At 72.1% G+C, this 17,700-nt stretch carries 12 protein-coding genes; 9 read left to right on the top strand and 3 right to left on the bottom strand.

The window, feature by feature from the left end:
* Positions 1-60: 60 nt before the first annotated feature.
* The gene (locus AB0B76_RS50700) at positions 61-429 is read right to left on the bottom strand and encodes a phosphopantetheine-binding protein (RefSeq protein ID WP_360390892.1); all 369 of its coding nucleotides are present in this window, start codon (positions 427-429) and stop codon (positions 61-63) included.
* A 62-nt stretch (positions 430-491) separates the two neighbouring features.
* On the opposite strand from AB0B76_RS50700, the gene AB0B76_RS50695 reads away from it, so the two are divergent.
* The 8 genes from AB0B76_RS50695 to AB0B76_RS50660 all read left to right on the top strand — a co-directional run bounded on the left by AB0B76_RS50695 (position 492) and on the right by AB0B76_RS50660 (position 14,394).
* Entirely contained in the window at positions 492-3,797 is a 3,306-nt protein-coding gene (locus AB0B76_RS50695; protein WP_360390889.1) for an AMP-binding protein, read from the top strand.
* Positions 3,794-5,422 (top strand): tyrosine 2,3-aminomutase, encoded by a 1,629-nt coding sequence (gene cmdF, locus AB0B76_RS50690; RefSeq protein ID WP_360390887.1) that lies wholly within the window; start codon positions 3,794-3,796, stop codon positions 5,420-5,422. Before AB0B76_RS50695 ends, cmdF begins: the two co-directional genes overlap by 4 nt.
* Before the next feature lie 35 nt (positions 5,423-5,457).
* The gene (locus AB0B76_RS50685) at positions 5,458-6,960 is read left to right on the top strand and encodes a tryptophan 7-halogenase (RefSeq protein WP_360390884.1); all 1,503 of its coding nucleotides are present in this window, start codon (positions 5,458-5,460) and stop codon (positions 6,958-6,960) included.
* Between the two features lie 10 nt (positions 6,961-6,970).
* A complete protein-coding gene (locus tag AB0B76_RS50680; protein ID WP_360390881.1) occupies positions 6,971-8,308 on the top strand; it encodes a condensation domain-containing protein in 1,338 nt (445 codons plus the stop codon).
* A gap of 187 nt (positions 8,309-8,495) precedes the next feature.
* Complete coding sequence (locus AB0B76_RS50675) at positions 8,496-10,628, top strand: peroxidase family protein (protein ID WP_360390879.1); 2,133 nt, start codon at positions 8,496-8,498, stop codon at positions 10,626-10,628.
* 52 nt (positions 10,629-10,680) lie between these two features.
* Positions 10,681-11,832, top strand: coding sequence for an abortive infection protein (locus tag AB0B76_RS50670; protein WP_360390877.1), 1,152 nt, complete (start codon positions 10,681-10,683; stop codon positions 11,830-11,832).
* Positions 11,833-12,005: 173 nt separating this feature from the next.
* On the top strand, positions 12,006-13,250 hold the full coding sequence (locus AB0B76_RS50665; RefSeq protein ID WP_360390875.1) for a cytochrome P450: 1,245 nt from the start codon (positions 12,006-12,008) through the stop codon (positions 13,248-13,250).
* A 16-nt stretch (positions 13,251-13,266) separates the two neighbouring features.
* Positions 13,267-14,394: a cobalamin-independent methionine synthase II family protein gene (locus tag AB0B76_RS50660; protein ID WP_360390872.1), complete on the top strand. Its 1,128-nt coding sequence runs from the start codon at positions 13,267-13,269 to the stop codon at positions 14,392-14,394.
* Positions 14,395-14,456: 62 nt separating this feature from the next.
* Here the strand turns inward: AB0B76_RS50660 and AB0B76_RS50655 are convergent, their stop codons facing one another.
* Positions 14,457-15,464 (bottom strand): RNA polymerase subunit sigma-70, encoded by a 1,008-nt coding sequence (locus AB0B76_RS50655; protein ID WP_360390869.1) that lies wholly within the window; start codon positions 15,462-15,464, stop codon positions 14,457-14,459.
* 290 nt (positions 15,465-15,754) lie between these two features.
* On the opposite strand from AB0B76_RS50655, the gene AB0B76_RS50650 reads away from it, so the two are divergent.
* Complete coding sequence (locus AB0B76_RS50650) at positions 15,755-17,050, top strand: acyltransferase (RefSeq protein ID WP_360390866.1); 1,296 nt, start codon at positions 15,755-15,757, stop codon at positions 17,048-17,050.
* A gap of 57 nt (positions 17,051-17,107) precedes the next feature.
* On the opposite strand, the gene AB0B76_RS50645 is transcribed toward AB0B76_RS50650, so the two are convergent.
* Entirely contained in the window at positions 17,108-17,695 is a 588-nt protein-coding gene (locus AB0B76_RS50645) for a dihydrofolate reductase family protein (RefSeq protein WP_360390864.1), read from the bottom strand.
* Positions 17,696-17,700: the final 5 nt, after the last annotated feature.

The following is a 17,700-nucleotide window of genomic DNA, read 5'->3' as shown; positions in this document are numbered from 1 at the left end:
CCGGGAATTGCCCGGCGGGTGTTCCTGAGGCTTTGGTGAAAACGACGTTGCTATGAACTTTCAGGCCACCGGCGTCGTCGCGGCGGCCAGCACCGCACTCGTGAACCGGTCCAGGTCGGGATCCTCGAACAGAATGCCGACGTCGACCGGCACACCGAGCTCGTCCTCGACCCGGGCGGTGATGCGCACCGCGGAGATGGACTGCCCCTGCAGGTCGAAGAACGTGAGGTCACGCCGCCCTTCGGGCATGTCCAGCACGTCCTTCCAGATCTCCTCGACACGCTTGGCGATCACGTCCGGATCGAGGTCGCCCGCTTGCTCCACCATCGGCCATGCTCCTTTCGCGAATACAACCGCGACCAATTGTCGGCGGCCCTCGCGGGCGCGGTCATCCTTCAGATTGCGCTCGGACGCGGGCGTTTCCGGCACGGTCGGCGAGTAAGCGCAAAACACAAGAAGTTCCGGCCCCGCCGGCGTGCAACGATGCCTTCGTGGCTGATCCGACGACCGCGATCAATACCTCGCATTCCCCGACCGATGTCGTGCCGACCTCGCACGCGCAGGACGCGTGGTGGCTGCTGGAGCACCTGGTGCCGGACTCGGCGGAGCACCGGGTGGCGTGGCAGTACCGGATCTCGGGCCGGCTGCGCGTCGACCGGCTGCGCAGCGCGTGGCTCGCGGTGCTGCACCGGCACGAGATCCTGCGCTCGTCGATCGCCGACGCCGGCGGCCGCCCGCACCAGCGCGCGACCGTGCCGGCCGCGGACACGTTCTCGGTGGTCGACCTGACGCTGCTGGACTGGCCCGGGCGGCAGCGGCGCGCCGAGGAGCTCAGCGCCGCCCTGGCCGCCGGGCGGCTCAGCGTCACCGCGGGCCCGATGATCCAGCTGACCGTGGTCCGGGTCGCCGCCGACGCCCACCACGCGGTGCTGGTCGTGCACCGGGCGGTGGCCGACGAGCGCTCGGTCGCGCTGCTCGTGGACGAGGTCTCCAGCGAGTACGCCGAGGCGCCGCCGCGCCCGCCGGCGCTGCGCTACGCCGACTTCGCCCGCCGCGAGCGCGAGCGGTCCGAGGCCGACCTGCTGCGCTGGTGGGCGGCCGAGCTGACCCCGCTGCCGGCCCCCGTGGCTCTCCCCGGCGACCGCCACACGCCGGACGAGCGGTCCCCCGGCGGCGTGCTGCCGTTCGATTGGGGCACCGGGTTCGGCCGCCGCCTGACCGCGTGGTGCCAGGCCGGGAAGGAGGGCCAGTCCACCGTCCTGCTGGCGGCCTGGCTGGCGGTGCTGGGCCGGTACGCGGCCGGCGAGCCGGTGGCGGTCGGCGTGACCACCACCGTGCGCCCGCCCGAGTTCGCCGGCGTCGTCGGGCCCTTCGACAACCTGCTGGTCGTCGGCGCGGACCTGACCGGCGCGCCGTCGTTCCGCCAGTTCGTGCGCCGGGTCGCGGCCACCGCCGAGGCGGCCCTGGAGCACCGGGAGATGCCGTTCGGCCGCCTCCTGGCCGGGCTCGACGTCGACCGCGAGCCGGGCCGGGCGCCGCTGAGCGACGTGCGGTTCGAGTACCGCACCGACCCCATGCCGTCGCTGCGGCTGGCCGGCGCCGACGTGATGGGCCGGCGCATCGACGCCGCCCCGGCCCGCTCCGAGCTCACCGTGACCGTGCGGCAGGTCCACCCGTCCGTGACCGGGACGGTCGGCTACCGGGGCGGCGCGGCCGGACGGGCCGTGGCCGCACTCGTGCTCGCGCACGTGCGCACCCTGCTCGACGCCGCGCTCGCCGCGCCCGACCGCCCGGTGCCGGACCTGCCCATGGACGACATGCTGCGGACCCGCCGGATCGCGGCCACGTCCGACCGCATCGCCGACGGGCCGCCGGGCGTGCCGGTGCACGAGCTGGTCCGGCGCCACGGCGAGGACTCCGGCGCCATCGCGGTCGGCACCACCACCTACCGGGAGCTGCTGCGCCGGGCCGCGGCCATCGCGGCCCGCCTGGACGCGCCGGGCGCCCCGGTCGCGATCCGGATGCCGCACGGCGCCCCGCACCTGGCCGCCTCCCTCGGCGTGCTGCACGGCGGCGGCCACCTGATCTGGCTCGGGACCGGCGAGGCCGGCGAGCGGGCCCGGGCCGTGCTCACCGAGCAGCGCCCGGCCGCCCTGCTCGTCGCCGGCGACCCCGCCGCCGACGAGCTCGCCACCTGGTTCCGCGGGGAGCTCGGCGGCCGCGTCCTCGACGTTCTGACGTTCTGGGACGAGGACGCGGCCGGCGACGGCGGCGGGGCGGCCGTGGCCGCGGACCGGCCCGCCTACGTGGCGCACACCTCGGGCTCCACCGGCCGGCCGAAGGGCATCGCCCAGACCCACGGCGCGCTCTCCCAGTTCGTCTCCTGGATGGGCGACGCGTTCGGGCTGGGCCCCGGCGCCCGGGTGGCGCAGTGGGTCGCCGCCGACCACGACCCGAGCCTCTGCGAGGTGTTCGCGACGCTCGTGGCCGGCGGGACGCTGTGCCCGGTGCCGGAGCGCGCGCGGGTGCACCCCGAGCGGTTCGTGGCCTGGCTGGCCGAGGAGCGGGTGACGTTCCTGCAGACCGTGCCGAGCTTCGCCCGCGAGGTCCTCGCCGCGATCCGCGCCACCGGCGCCGCCGGCCGGCTCGCCCTCGACCACCTCGTGCTGATGGGCGAGGCGGTCCCCGGCGAGCTGGTCCTGGCCCTGCGCGCGACCCTGCCGGGCACCCGCGTGGTAAACATCTACGGCCCGACCGAGACCATCGCGGCGACCTGGTGCGAGCTGGGCCCGGGCCTGGTCGACGAGGGCACCGCGGTGGTGCCGATCGGCGCCGCCATCCCGGGACGGCGGGTCCTGGTCGTCGACGAGGACGACCGGCCGTGCCCGACCGGCGTGACCGGCGAGATCGTCATCTGCGGCCCGCACGTGGCGGACGGCTACGTCGGCGACCCGGCGAGCGGATCGTTCCGCCCGCTCGCCGAGCAGGGCGGCCGCTGCTACCGGACCGGCGACCTCGCCCGGCGCCGCCCGGACGGCCTGCTGGAGTTCCGCGGCCGCCGCGACCAGCAGGTCAAGCTGCAGGGCAACCGCCTGGAGCTGGCCGAGATCGAGGCCGCGCTGGCCGCCGACGACTCCGTCGCGGAGTGCGTGGTGGTGCCGCGCAAGGACCGCGACGGCCTCGTCGTGCAGCTGGTCGCCTACGTCGTGGCCCGGCCCGGCGACGACGCCGCGGCCGGGCCGCCCCGGTGGCGCGCAACGCTGCGGACCCGGTTCGGCCGGCAGCTGCCGATCCTGTTCGAGCCGTTCCCGGGCCGCCTGCCCCGCAACATCGCGGGCAAGGTGGACCGCCGCCGGCTGCCGGCGCCGCGCGCGCTCGCCGCCGAGGCGGCCCGGCCGCCGCAGACGGCGCTGGAGCAGGACGTCGCCGAGCTGTTCGCGCAGCTGCTCGGGGTGCCCCGCGTCGGCGCGCACGAGACGTTCTTCGCGGTCGGCGGGCACTCGCTGCAGCTGATGCAGCTGGTGCACCGCGTACGCGAGAGGTTCGGGGTGGCGCTCTCGCTCGCCGACTGCCTCGCGGGTCCCACGGTCGCCGCCCTGTCCGCCCGTATCGCGGCCGCGGGCACGCCCCGAACCCCGTCCGGCCGCCCAGCGGGCGCCGAACAGCCGGCCCCCTCCGGCCGCCCGCCGGCCGCGGGCACGCCGCCAACCCCCTCCGGCCGCCCAGCGGGCGCCGAACAGCCAGCCCCCTCCGGCCGCCCACCGGGCGCCGAACAGCCAGTGGAGGAACTGAGATGACGCGAGCCGACACCGAGCAGGTAGTGCTCAACGGCAACGACCTGACCATCCCCGACGTGCGCCGGATCGCCGAGGACCGCGCTCCGTGCGAGGTCTCGCCGTCCGCGCTGGCGAAGGCGACGAAGAGCCGCGCCATGTTCGAGGACATCGTCGCCCTGGACATCCCGATCTACGGGGTCACCACCGGCTACGGCGAGATGATCTACATGCTCGTCGGCACCTCCAAGGAGGTGGAGCTGCAGACCAACCTCGTGCGCAGCCACAGCGCCGGGGTGGGTCCGCTGTTCGCCGAGCACGAGGCCCGGGCGATCGTCATCGCCCGGCTCAACGCGCTCGCGAAGGGCTACTCCGCGGTCCGTCCCGAGGTGCTGGAGCGCCTGGCGCTGTACCTCAACCTCGGCATCACCCCCGCGATCCCGGAGATCGGCTCGCTGGGCGCCAGCGGCGACCTGGCCCCGCTGTCGCACATCGCCTCCACCGTCATCGGCGAGGGCTACCTGCTGCGCGACGGCAAGCGGGTGCCGACCGGCCCGGTGCTGCGCGAGCTGGGCATCGAGCCCCTCGAACTGCGGTTCAAGGAGGGCCTGGCGCTGATCAACGGCACCTCGGCGATGACCGGGCTCGGCGCGTTGGTCGTCGACCGGGCGCTGACCCAGGTCCGCCAGCACGAGATCGTCACCGCGCTGGTCATCGAGACGCTGCAGGGCTCGCGCAGCCCGTTCCTGCCGGAGGGGCACGACGTGGCCCGCCCGCACCAGGGGCAGATCGACACCGCGGCCAACATGCGCGGCCTGATGGCCGGCAGCCGGCTCACCGTCGAGCACGCCGACCTGCGCCGCCAGGTCGCCGACAGCGGCGACCAGGGCAAGGGCGACGGCACCCTGGAGACCGGGGCGGTCCAGCGGACCAAGGTCTACCTGCAGAAGGCGTACTCGCTGCGGGCCATCCCGCAGATCCTCGGCTCGGTGCGCGACACGCTCTACCACGCGACGAACAAGCTCGACATCGAGCTGAACTCGGCCAACGACAACCCGTTGTTCTTCGTGGGCCAGGAGGTCTTCCACGGCGCGAACTTCCACGGCCAGCCGATCGCGTTCGCCATGGACTTCGTCACCATCGCGCTGACCCAGCTCGGGGTGCTCTCGGAGCGGCAGAGCAACCGGCTGCTCAACCGGCACCTCTCCTACGGCCTGCCGGAGTTCCTGGTCGCCGGCGACCCGGGGCTCAACAGCGGGTTCGCCGGCGCGCAGTACCCGGCGACGGCGCTGATCGCGGAGAACCGGACCATCGGCCCCGCCAGCACGCAGAGCGTTCCGTCCAACGGGGACAACCAGGACGTGGTCAGCATGGGGCTCATCTCGGCCCGCAACGCCCGGCGGGTGCTGCAGAACAACAACACGATCCTGGCCCTGGAGTACCTCGCCGCCGCCCAGGCGGTGGATCTGTCGGGTCGCTACGACGGGCTCAGCGTGGCGGGCAAGGCCACCTACGACGCGATCCGCGCACTGGTACCGACGCTCGACCACGACCGCTACATGGCCGACGACCTCGAGGCCGTGGCCGACGCACTGTCGCGGGGCGTCTTCGCCGCCGCGATCGCCCGGACCGACGTCGAGATGCGCTGACCGGCACCAGCCACACGCAAGGAGGAGGACGCAACGTGAGCAACCCCATCAACGCCGAGTTCGACGTCGTGGTCGTCGGCGGCGGACCGAGTGGTTCGACCGTGTCGACGCTCGTGGCGATGCAGGGCCACCGGGTCCTGCTGCTGGAGAAGGAGAAGTTCCCGCGGTACCAGATCGGCGAATCGCTGCTGCCGGCGACCATCCACGGCATCTGCAAGATCCTCGGCGTGTCGGAGGAGCTGAAGAACGCCGGCTTCCCGATCAAGCGGGGCGGCAGCTTCCGGTGGGGCAAGAACCCCGAGCCGTGGGAGTTCTCCTTCTCCCTGTCCTCGAAGTTCGTCGACGGCGCCTCCACCGCCTACCAGGTCGAGCGGATGAAGTTCGACCAGATCCTGCTGGACAACGCCCGGCGCAAGGGCGTCGAGGTGCGCGAGGAGGCGTCGGTCGCCGACGTCATCGAGGAGGACGGCCGGGTCGTCGGCGTGCGCTACACCGACGCCGACGGCCGCGAGCACGAGGTGCGCAGCCGCTACCTCGTCGACGCGTCGGGCAACAAGAGCCGCATCCACGGGCGGATCGGCGGCCGCCGGGTCTACTCGGAGTTCTTCCGGAACCTGGCGCTGTTCGGCTACTTCGAGGGCGGCAAGCGGATGCCGGCGCCCAACGAGGGCAACATCCTCGCGGTCGCGTTCGAGGCCGGCTGGTTCTGGTACATCCCGCTGTCCCCGACCCTCACCAGCGTCGGCGTGGTCCTGCTGCCCGAGGAGCTCGAGCGGGTCCAGGGTGACCAGGAGAAGGCGCTGCTGGCGCTCATCGACGAGTGCCCGCTGATCGCGGAGTACCTCGCCGGCGCCACGCGTGTCACCGAGGGCACCTACGGCGAGGTCCGGGTCCGCAAGGACTACTCCTACGTGCAGGAGAAGTTCTGGCGGCCGGGCATGGTCCTGTCCGGCGACGCGGCGTGCTTCATCGACCCGGTGTTCTCCCAGGGCGTGCACCTGGCGACCTACGGCGGCCTGCTGGCGGCCCGCTCGCTCAACACCGCCCTGGCCGGCGACGTGCCGGAGCAGGCCGCGTTCGAGGAGTTCGAGACGCGCTACCGGATGGAGTACGCGCGCTTCCACGACTTCCTCGTCGCGTTCTACGACATGCACCAGGACGAGGACTCGTACTTCTGGAAGGCCAAGAAGGTCACCCGCAACGCCGCCTCGCACGTCGAGTCGTTCGTGGAGCTGGTCGGCGGCGGCGCCTCGCACGAGCTCGCCCTCGTCGACGCCGACTCCTACGTCAGCGCGCGGTCCGCGGCCTTCGAGGAGCTCTCCGAGATCGTCGACCGGCGGGCCCGCGGCGAGGCGGAGAACCACGAGCTGCTGAAGTCGGCGCTGATCCGTTCGGTGGCCAAGGAGGGGCACCGCATCCAGGCGCAGGCCGTGACCGGCAGCAACCTCGACGAGCAGGTACCGATCCGCCCGGGCGGCCTCGTGCCGTCGACCGACGGCCTGCACTGGTCCGTGCCGGCCCTCCAACCGGACGCCTGAGGAGGCGGCGATGACGACGAGCGAACGCGCGCCCCTGTCACTGCAGCTGGAGTTCCTGCGGATGATGGACGGCGGCGGCGCGGCCGGTCCGTTCGGCCCGCGCTACACCATCGTGGCCGGCTGGCGGGTCATCGGCGGGCTCAACTCGGCGGTGCTGAAGGAGTCGCTGGACTACGTGGTCGCCCGGCACGAGGCCCTTCGCACGCAGGTCGTGTTCGCCGACGGCGAGGCGTACCAGCGCATCGTCCCGCCGGACGCGGCCCGGCTGACGACGCGGAAGCTCCCCGAGACCGCGCCGGAGCACCGGGAGCGGGTGGTCGAGGAGTTCCTCAACGAGGTGGAGGCCGAGGTCTCGATCACCACCGAGACGCCGCGGATGCGGGCCGTCCTGGGCCGCTTCGACGACCACGACGGGGTCCTCGCGATCGTCGCGCACCACAGCCTCGTCGACGGCTGGTCGATGCAGGTGCTGATGCGCGACCTCACCGCCTGCTACGCGGCCCGCCGGGCCGGCGGGTCGCCGCAGCTGCCCCCGGTGCGGCAGTACCGCGACTACGTGGCCTGGCAGCAGGAGCGGGCCGACAGCGCGGCGGTGCGCAAGGCCCAGGAGTTCTGGCGCCGGCACCTCGACGGCGCCCGCGTGCTGCCGGTCCCGAACGACCGGCCGCGCACGCCGGACCCGTACACCACCGGCTGGCACCGCTTCATGCTGGAGGACGGGTTCCGCACGGCCACCCTGGCGGCGGCCCGTCAGTACCGCAGCTCGCCGTTCATGGTGCTGATGGCGGCGTTCATGGTCATGCTGCGCGACCGCACCGGCGTGACGGACCTCGTGGTACCGACGCTCACCACCGGCCGCGACCCGTCCTGGACCCTCGACGTCATCGGCACGTTCTACAACTTCATGCCGCTGCGCGCCGACCTGTCCGGCTGCCGGGACTTCGCCGACGTGGTGGCCACGGTGCGCGCGTCGTGCCTGGCCACGTACCCCAACGAGCTGCCGTTCCTGCAGGTCGTGACGGAGGCGCCGGAGCTGATGTCGGCGGTGATGGACCCCGGCGCGGCCGCGGTCGCGTTCCAGGTCATCCAGCACGGCGTGGCCCTGGACGGGCAGACCGTCGACGGCCTGCGGTTCGACGCGATCCGCCGGCGGGTGGTGTCGACGCCGGTCGGCTCGCAGATCCCCGACGGCATCCTGGCCGAGCTGGACCTGCACCCCGACGGCGGGATGTTCGGCAAGGTGGCGTACACGCGGCACATGTACGACGAGGAGACGGTGACCGGCATGGTGGCCGACCTGCGCCGCACGCTGCTGGAGACCGTCGTCGGGCGGTCCGTCGCCGCCTGAGGGCGCGGGCGCGACCGTCCCCGAGCCGGCCCGGCCCCGTCCGGGCCGGCTCGGCCCCGTCCGCCCGGCCCGGGCCACGGGCCGCCGTCAACAGCGCACGCTGCGAGACGACACGCCCGATCACGGCCGTGAGACTGGGGCCAATCCACGGGGAAACGCTTCGTGCCCGAAGGAAAGCGAGCCAGCGATGCCCGATATGCACGACGACGACGTACCCCTCGGCGGCGCGGTACCCGCGCACACGGTCACCCGCCGCGACTTCGGCAAGGGCGCCCTCGGGGTCGCCGCCGTGGTCGGCGGCCTCGGCACCGGCGCGGCGGCCGACGCCGTCGCCGCCGAGCCCGCGGCCGCCGCCCCCGCCGCGGCGGCCGCCGGGCGGCGCCGCGTCCTCAACGTCTGGGAGGTCCGCAGCCTCGACGGCAGCGGCAACAACCTCGCGCACCCGGAGTGGGGCGTCGCGGAGAGCATCTACCCAAGGGTGGCCCCGGCCGCGTACGTCGACGGCATCGCCCAGATGCCGCCCGGCAAGAACACCCGGTGGATCAGCAACCGCCTCTTCGACGACGTCGACGTCACCCTGTACTCGGCGCGCAACGTCAGCGCCTGGGGCTTCGTCTGGGGCCAGTTCGTGGACCACACGATCGCGCTGCGCCGCGGCCGGCGGCAGACGGGTGAGGACGGCGACGTCGCCAACATCCCGACCACCGACCCGGACCCGCTCGAGCGGTACCGCAACGACCTCGACTTCGTGTTCATGAACCGGTCGATCCCGGCCCCGGGCACCGGCACGACGGGCCCGCGCGAGCAGATCAACATGGCCAGCTCCTACCTCGACGCCGTGCCGCTGTACGGCTCCGACGAGGCCCGCCTGAACTGGCTGCGGGAGGGCCCGGCCGACGGCAACTCCGCCCACTCCGGCGGCCGGCTGCTCATGAAGGACGGCTACCTGCCCCGCCGCAACGCTCGCGGCGACGCCGCGAGCGCGCCCAACATGGTGATCGGCGCGATGCCCGACCCGGGCGAGGCGGTCGCGGCCGGCGACCAGCGGGCCAACGAGAACCCGATGCTGCTGTCGGCCCAGACCCTCTTCGCCCGCGAGCACAACCGGATCGTGAACCAGCTGCCGCGCGGGATGGCCGAGGAGGACAAGTTCCAGATCGCGCGGGCCGTGGTCATCGCCGAGACGCAGTACATCACCTACAACGAGTGGCTGCCGGCGCTCGGCGTGCAGCTGCCCCGCTACACCGGCTACCGGCCCGGGGTGAACACGTCGGTCACCAACGAGTTCGCGACAATCGGCTACCGGGCCCACTCGATGATCAACCCGGCCCTGGAGGTGCGCACCGAGGCCCGCCGCTACGACGCCGGGACGGTGCAGTGGCTGCGCTCGCTGGGCATCCAGGTCAAGTACCGCGGCGACCGGGTCGACCTCGTCATCCCGCACGGCTACCTGACGTTCTTCCAGCCCACCCTGATCGAGCGGCTGGAGCTCGGCCCGGCCCTGCAGGGCATCGGGCTGACCCCGATGAGCAACAACGACGAGCTCATCACCAACCGGATCCGCAGCCTGGTCGCCCCCGTCACCGACACCCTGCAGGCCGTCAACGACCTCGCCGCGGTCGACATCGAGCGCGGCCGCGACCACGGGTTCCCGAAGTACAACGACATCCGCCGCGCCTTCGGGCTGGCCCCGAAGACGTCGTTCAAGGACATCACCGGCGAGGACACCGAGGAGTTCCCGGCCGACCCGCTGCTGCCCCCGGGGCACGAGATCGACAGCCCGCACTGCCTGGACTTCGTCGCGCTGTACGACCGGCACGGCCGCAGGACCACCGCCGAGGCGAACAACGCCGTGCGTGGCAAGCGCCGCACGACCCTCGCGGCCCGGCTGAAGGCGGTCTACGGCACCGTCGACGCGGTCGACGCGTTCGCCGGCATGGTCTGCGAGCGCCACCGGCCCGACTCGGAGTTCGGCGAGCTGCAGTGGACGATCTGGCGCCTGCAGTTCACCGCGCTGCGCGACGGCGACCGGTTCTTCTACGAGATCAACCCGCTGCTGCGGTTCGTCCGCAACGCGTTCGGCATCGACTACCGCACCACCCTCGGCGACGTCATCGCCCGCAACACCGACATCCCGCGGCACTCGCTGGCCCCCCAGGTGTTCTTCGCCAGCATGGCCACGGCCGCCGAGGCCGACGGCGTCGCCTGGCACGGCGAGGGCGAGGAACCGGTGGCCGCGCCCGTGGTCGGGGCCTACTTCGCCGCCGGCGCGACCGCCACGGACCGGCAGCCCTGGTACTGCGGCCGCGCGGAGATCTAGGGGCGGTTCAGCGCGCCCTACAGCCCAACCCGTCGTGCAGAAGGGAACCACCATGGCACATCCACCCGCGGATCAGACCCGCCCGGACGGCACCCGCGGCATCGTCCTGCGCAGCGTCCAGTTCGACACCGGCTCGACGTTCGCGACCGGGCAGGGCGAGACCTCCCGCAACGTGTGGGACACCGACCTGATGAACGCGGAGCTGGACCTGGTGGTCGAGCTCAACGCCAACTCGGTCAACCTGTACGGCAGCGACCTGGGCCGGCTGTCGGCCGCCGCCGAGTCCGCCGTCGAGCGCGGGCTGCACGTGCGGCTCGACCCGCGGCTGCCGGACCGCTCCCAGGAGCAGGTCGTCGACTTCGTCGCCGAGCTGGCCGGCCTCGCGGAGTCGCTGCGCAAGCAGGGCGCCCCGATCGACTTCACGGTCGGGGCCACGCACACGATCTTCACCCCCGGCATCTTCCCCGGCGAGCCCTACCTGGAGCGGCTCGCGAACATCTACTTCGACGGCGACCAGCGCTTCGGCGTGCGGGAGCCCAAGACGGCCGACCAGTGGCTCACCGAGAACGTCACGGGGATGCTCACCGAGTCGGCGCCGAAGCTCAACGCCTACCTGGACCGGCTCGTCCGGGTCACGCGGGGCATCTACCACGGCCGGCTCAGCTACACCGCCGCGCCCTGGGAGCAGGTCGACTGGACCCCGTTCGACGCGGTGAGCGTGGTGCACTACCTGTTCCCGGCGCACATGACGGTCGAGCAGCACCTCAGCGAGCTGGGCCGGTACACCCGGCACGGCAAGCCGGTGTTCGTCTCCGGCTTCGGCACCGCCAGCTACCAGGGTGCCGAGGAGAAGGGCTTCTTCAACTGGGACATCGTCGACCGCAGCACGCCGAACCTGACCATCCTCGACGGGCACGAGCGCGACGAGGGCGCCCAGGCGGAGTACTACGGCAAGATGCTCGAGATCTTCGACCGGGCCGGCGTCTACGGCGTCGCGCCCGCCGATCTGGTCCACCCGACCCACCCGCACCACGAGGCCGACGTGCGGCACGACCTCGACATGGCCAGCATGTGCATCGTCCGGTCGGTCCGCACGGACTTCGCCGACCCGAACTCGCAATACAAGCGCACGCCCAAGAAGTCGTTCCACGCCGTCGCCGCGTACTACGCGCGGGTCCGCGACCGGGCCGCCGTTCCCGCCTGACCGCCGAAATGCCGCAGCGCACCGCGGAGACGATTCGCGGTGCGCTGCGGCGCGCCCGGGGAAATGCCCGGTCAGGGCGGCCGGACGGCATTCTCGGAGATGCCCGCCCAATAGGCGCCGACCACCATTGACGAAGACGAGCCGCCGCCTTTTTCCGCATTCAGAGGATGGCCATGACCGCGCTGAACGATTCGGTGGAAACGCAGCAGCACGAGGTGCTGGACTACCCGCTGCAGCGGGAATGCCCGTACAAGCCCGGCGCGGGCACGGCGAAGTTCCGTGCCCCCGGCCCGATCACGAAGGTGCGGCTGTACGACGGCAAGGTCACGTGGTTCGTGACCGGCCCCGCGGAGGTCCGGGCACTGCTCGCCGACCCGCGGATGTCGAGCCTGTCGACGTTCGAGGACTACCCGGTGATCGACGAGTCGCTGCTGCACATGCGGGCCACCCGGGAGATGGCGCGCGAGGTCGAGGGCGGCTTCCCCGAGGTGCTGTTCGGCGTCGACCCGCCGGGCCACACCCGGCAGCGCAAGATGCTGCTGCCGAGCTTCACCAACCGCCAGATCGCCAAGTTCCGCCCGACGATCCAGCGCATCGTGGACCAGCGCCTCGACGCGCTCATGGCGGCGGGGCCGGGCGCGGACTTCATGGCGCACTTCGCCGTGCCGGTGCCGATGATGGTGGTCTGCATGTTCCTCGGCGTGCCGTACGAGGAGCGCGACTACTTCCAGGGCCCGATGCGCGACATCCTCGACCCGGAGAAGGCCGACGAGGCGCTGGAGGAGTTCACCGCGTACCTCGACCAGCTGATCCGGGCCAAGGAGGTCGAGCCCGGCGTCGGCCTGCTCGACGACCTGATCGTCAAGTTCGTGCGCACCGGCGAGCTCAACCGCGACGAGCTGGCCGCGTTCGCCCTCGCCATCCTCATGGCCGGCAGCATGACCACGATCAGCGCGATCGCCCTGGGCACCCTCGCGATGCTGGACCCCCCGGACCAGTACGAGGCGCTGCGGGCGAACCCGGACCTGGCGCCCGGCGCGATCGAGGAGATCCTGCGCTACATCAACCTCGTCGAGCAGCTGGCCCGGGTGGCGATCGAGGACGTCGAGATCGCCGGGCACACCATCAAGGCCGGCGACGGCATCCTGCTGAGCATGGCCGCGGCCAACCTCGACCCGACGGTCACCACGCACCCGGACGAGTTCGACATCACGCGGCCGCCGACGAACCCGCTCGCCTTCAGCTACGGCCTGCACCACTGCCTGGGCCACAACCTGGCCCGGCTCGAGCTCGACATCGTGTTCCGGACCCTCGTGCGGCGCCTGCCGAACCTGCGCCCGGCCGTCCCGGTGGCCGAGATCCCGTGGAAGTACGACTTCATCGTCTCCCGCCTGCAGTCGTTCCCCGTGACGTGGTAAGCGAAAGGACTACGACATGACGACGCAATTCCGAGCCGAGCACGTCGGCAGCCTGCTCCGCCCGCAGGCGTTGCTCGACGCCCGGGCCGCGCACGCCAAGGGCGACGTGAGCGACGAGCGCCTGCGCGAGCTGGAGGACGAGGCCGCGCTGGCCGCGATCGCCCTGCAGCGCGACGCCGGCGTCGAGGTGTTCACCGAGGGCGAGGTGCGCCGCGGCACCTTCATGGCCGGGCTGATGGAGTCCCTCGGCGGCCTGGTGCCGGTCGAGGAGACCGGCGGCCTGGTCTCGTGGCACCGGGCCGGCATGGCCGACCCGACCCCCGAGGAGCTGGCCTTCGAGGGCGCGGCCGCGGGCGGCAAGCTGTACCAGAAGAAGGCGATGACCAGCACCGAGGCCGCATTCCTGGCCAAGCACGCGCCGGGCCAGTACAAGATCACCATGATGGCCGCCTCGATGGGCACCTCGCTGTGGCAGCCCGGCATCTCCGACGGCGTCTACCCGTCGCCGGAGCAGCTGCTCGAGGACGTGGTCCGCCTGCAGATCGAGGAGATCCATACCCTGTTCGACCAGGGCGTGTCCTGGATCCAGCTCGACTCGCTCAGCTACATGTGGATCATCGACACGGAACTGCGGGACAAGTTCACCGCGATGACCGGCCTGACCGCCGAGCAGATGCTGGACATGACCGTCTCGATGGACCGGGCGGTGGTCGAGGCCGCGAAGGCCAAGAACCCGGACGCGACGATCGCGATGCATTTCTGCCGCGGCAACAACCGCAGCGCCTGGATGGGCGAGGGCAGCTACGAGCCGGTCGCCGAGCGGCTGTTCGGCGAGGTCGGCGTGGACCGGTTCCTGCTGGAGTACGACTCGGAGCGCGCCGGCGGCTTCGAGCCGCTGCGCCACATGCCCGCCGGCCGGACCGTCATGCTGGGCCTGGTCTCCACCAAGACGCCGCAGCTGGAGTCGCCCGACGACCTGCGCCGGCGCATCGACGCGGCGGCCGAGCACGTGCCGCTGGAGAACCTGGGCATCACCACCCAGTGCGGCTTCGCCTCGACCGCGAGCGGCAACCTGCTCACGGTCGACGAGCAGCGGCGCAAGCTGGAGCTGGTCGTGCAGACCGCGCAGAAGGTCTGGGGCTGAAACCGCACACCGTGCCCCGCCGCCCGTCCGGGTGGCGGGGCCGGCCCATGCGCACCGTCCGGTCAGACCGTCGCGGGCAGGCCGAACGCCGCGAACAGGGCCGGCACGAACGAGGTGATCTCGGCGATCCGGCCGTCGACGACGCGCAGCACGTCGAGCACCTGCGGGCGGAACTCGGTGTCGCCTGGCCGCCGCACGTAGTGCGCGATCGCCGGCTGGCGGTTGGCCCGGGTCGCCACGCTGCGCCACTGCCCGAAGTACTCCGGCGAGGCCGGGTCCAGCAACGGCAGCAGGCTGGCGATGTACGGCTCCCGGCCGACGTAGTAGTACGGGTGCGGGGGCATGGTGACCCGCACGTCCTCGTGCAGCAGCTCGGCCATCGCCGGGCCGATGTCGGCGTGGTCGAGCACCGCCATGTACCGCTGCAGCAGCGCCCGCTCGGCCCGGGTCGGGTCGTCGGCCGCCCCCCACTCCAGGCGGCGCGGCGGCAGGTGCTCCTTGAGGGTCGCCCGGCCGCGCTGGAGCGCGCTGTTGGCCGCGGCCACGCTCAGCTCGAGCAGGCCCGCGGTGTCGGCGGCGGGCCAGCCCAGCACGTCGCGGAGGATGACCACGGCCCGCTGCCGGGGCGGCAGGTGCTGGATCGCGACCATGAACGCGAGCTCGATCGTCTCCTTCGCCACGACCGCGGCGTCGGGCTCGGCCTCGGCCGGCGCGGCCAGGTCGAGCAGCCGGTCGGGGTAGGGCTGCAGCCAGGGCAGGTCGTCCGGCGACCCGCCCGCGCCGTCGGCCTGCGGCGCGCGCGGCCGCGGCTGGCGCGGGTGCCGCTCGAGGAAGTCGAGACCGGCGTTTGTCGCGATGCGGTAGAGCCAGGCGCGCAGCGACGAGCGGCCCTGGAACGTCTCCCGGCCGCGCCAGGCGCGCAGGAACGTCTCCTGGACCAGGTCCTCGGCGTCTTCGAACGAGCCGACCATCCGGTAGCAGTGCACCTGCAGCTCGCCGCGGTGGCGTCCGACCAGTTCGGCGAAGCTCGCCTCGTCGAGGGTCCGCACCGTCTCGACCTCGAGGCTCATTGATCGGTCTCCGTCACTCGCTGCACCGGTCCTGGACGATCGGCTCGACGCTACCACGCGTGTACGCAGCGCGTTGGCGTCACACGCGGCGTCACCCGGCGGGTGGCCGGCCGCGCGGCTGCGCACGTCAAGAGATGTCACATCAATTGGCCGGTGTGAAGATGCCTGATGACGGCGTCGCACCGGGTCAACGACATGAATTCGCAGCCGCTGGGAAAGATTGGTGAACGATGCGTGGTCGACCGGCGCGTATGCGCCCCAACGTAGACCTGCTCCCCTCATTGACCGGAATGCGATGGGTAGCCGCGTTCCTGGTCTTCGGAAACCATTTCCTGTTCATGCAGTTCGCCACCCCGATCGGGTCGGAGATGCCGCAGGGCTCCGACCTGGTGTTCGCGATTCTGTTCGGCGACAGCGGCCAGGCGGTGCTGAGCTTCTTCTTCGTGCTCAGCGGTTTCGTGCTGACCTGGTCGACGCCGCTGGACATGCGGGCGACGGAGTTCTGGCAGCGGCGGATGGCCAAGATCTACCCGATCACGGTGGTCACCGCGGTGATCGCGTTCTTCCTCTTCGGCCTGGTGCACGGCAAGTGGACCGACTGGAAGGTCGTCGTCACCAACCTGCTGCTGGTGCAGTCGTGGAGCCCGGACCAGGCGCACTCCCTCGGCCTCAACCCGGTGCTGTGGTCGCTGAGCTGTGAGATGTTCTTCTACCTGTTCCTGCCGCCGATGCTGATCCTGTTCGCCCAGGCGAGCAAGCGGGCCCTGTGGATGACCGCGATCGGCGCCGTCGCGTTCACCGCGATCGTGCCCCGGCTGATCGGCGGCACCTTCGACCTGCACCAGCCGGCCCCGCCGATGCTGGCGCCGGTGGAGAACTTCCACACCCAGTTCAGCTACTGGGTCACGATGACGTTCCCGGTGACGCGCTTCGCCGAGTTCGTGCTGGGCGCCGCCGTCGCGATGCTGATGCTGCGGGGCGTCCGCAGCCGGATCAACGTGCCGACCGCACTCGTGCTGTGCGTGCTCGCGTTCGCCGTCAACATGTTCGTGCCGGCGTACTGGCGCATCGCCGCGGTCGTGATGGTGCCGTTCGCGATCCTCATCGCGGCCCTGGCCAGCGCCGACCTGACCGGCCGGTGGAGCCCGACCCGGTCCCGGCCGATGGTGTGGCTGGGCAACCTGACGTTCTGCTTCTACGCCGTGCACGTGCTCTTCGTCCTGTTCACCATCGATGCGAAGTCGATCATGTCGGGCGGGGTGAACCGCGACTTCCCGCGGCAGTGGATGGCCGCGATCGGCCTCATCGACAACTCGCGCACGCCGCTGCCGGTGTGGGGCAACCTGCTGATGTTCCTGCTGTACCTGACCGTGGCGATGTTCGCGGCCTGGGTGCTCTACCGCACCGTCGAGCTGCCGGCCACCCGCGGCCTGCGGCGCTTCATCAAGACCCCGCGGCGCACCCTGGTCCCGGCGGAGGCCCCGGTGTCCCCGGCCCCGGCCGGCGCGGCCGCGGTGTCCCCGGCCGAGCAGGACGCGCCGGTGAGCCCGGCTCCGGCCGGCGAGCTCGACCCGTCACGCCGCTGACGCCCGCCCACGACGGTGCCCCCGGAGAGGTCTCCGGGGGCACCGGTCTGCGTGGGTTCAGCGTTTCACGCGGTACTGCATGTGCGTCACCGACTGCCCCTCGATCACGACGGGGTCCTCCAGCCGGTACGGCGCGCCCGCCAGGTCGTCGAAGAAGCGGATGCCCTCCCCGAACAGCACCGGCACCAGGTTGATCCGCAGCAGGTCCAGCAGGCCCTCGTCGAGGCACTGCTGGGCCACGTTGGGCCCGGCGACGCCGACCCAGCGGTCGCCGGCGACCGCGGAGGCCTGGGCCACGGCGGCGGCGATGCCGTCGGTGACGAAGGTGAAGCCGTCCCGCCGCCAGTCCGTCGGTGCCTCGTGCGTCACCACGAACACCGGCACGTCCCAGGGGTGGGTGCCGCCCCAGCCGTCGGTGTAGTCGAACAGCCGCCGGCCGGTGACGATGGCGCCCGCGTTGTCCATCGACTCGCGCAGCCACTCGGCGCTGGCCTTCGACGTGTGGAAGGTCCATCGCTGCGGAAACCGCGACGGCACCGCGACGTCGCCGTTGAAGTACCAGTCGAACAGCGATCCCACCGAGTCGTCCGGATCGGCGATGAAGCCGTCCAGGGACATCGACATGTCGGCTACTACTGTGGCCATTGATG

Source organism: Dactylosporangium sp. NPDC049140, from assembly GCF_040648435.1.
The sequence above is the reverse complement of the archived record's forward strand: the minus strand, read 5'-3'. Positions and strand labels throughout refer to the sequence as shown.

Excerpts from the sequence above, each read along its gene's own strand:
- AB0B76_RS50675 (WP_360390879.1), top strand. The coding sequence starts at position 8,496 with ATGCCCGATATGCACGACGACGACGTACCCCTCGGCGGCGCGGTACCC.
- cmdF (WP_360390887.1), top strand. The coding sequence starts at position 3,794 with ATGACGCGAGCCGACACCGAGCAGGTAGTGCTCAACGGCAACGACCTG.
- AB0B76_RS50665 (WP_360390875.1), top strand. The coding sequence starts at position 12,006 with ATGACCGCGCTGAACGATTCGGTGGAAACGCAGCAGCACGAGGTGCTG.
- AB0B76_RS50655 (WP_360390869.1), bottom strand. The coding sequence starts at position 15,464 with ATGAGCCTCGAGGTCGAGACGGTGCGGACCCTCGACGAGGCGAGCTTC.
- AB0B76_RS50670 (WP_360390877.1), top strand. The coding sequence starts at position 10,681 with ATGGCACATCCACCCGCGGATCAGACCCGCCCGGACGGCACCCGCGGC.
- AB0B76_RS50645 (WP_360390864.1), bottom strand. The coding sequence starts at position 17,695 with ATGGCCACAGTAGTAGCCGACATGTCGATGTCCCTGGACGGCTTCATC.
- AB0B76_RS50650 (WP_360390866.1), top strand. The coding sequence starts at position 15,755 with ATGCGATGGGTAGCCGCGTTCCTGGTCTTCGGAAACCATTTCCTGTTC.
- AB0B76_RS50680 (WP_360390881.1), top strand. The coding sequence starts at position 6,971 with ATGACGACGAGCGAACGCGCGCCCCTGTCACTGCAGCTGGAGTTCCTG.
- AB0B76_RS50660 (WP_360390872.1), top strand. The coding sequence starts at position 13,267 with ATGACGACGCAATTCCGAGCCGAGCACGTCGGCAGCCTGCTCCGCCCG.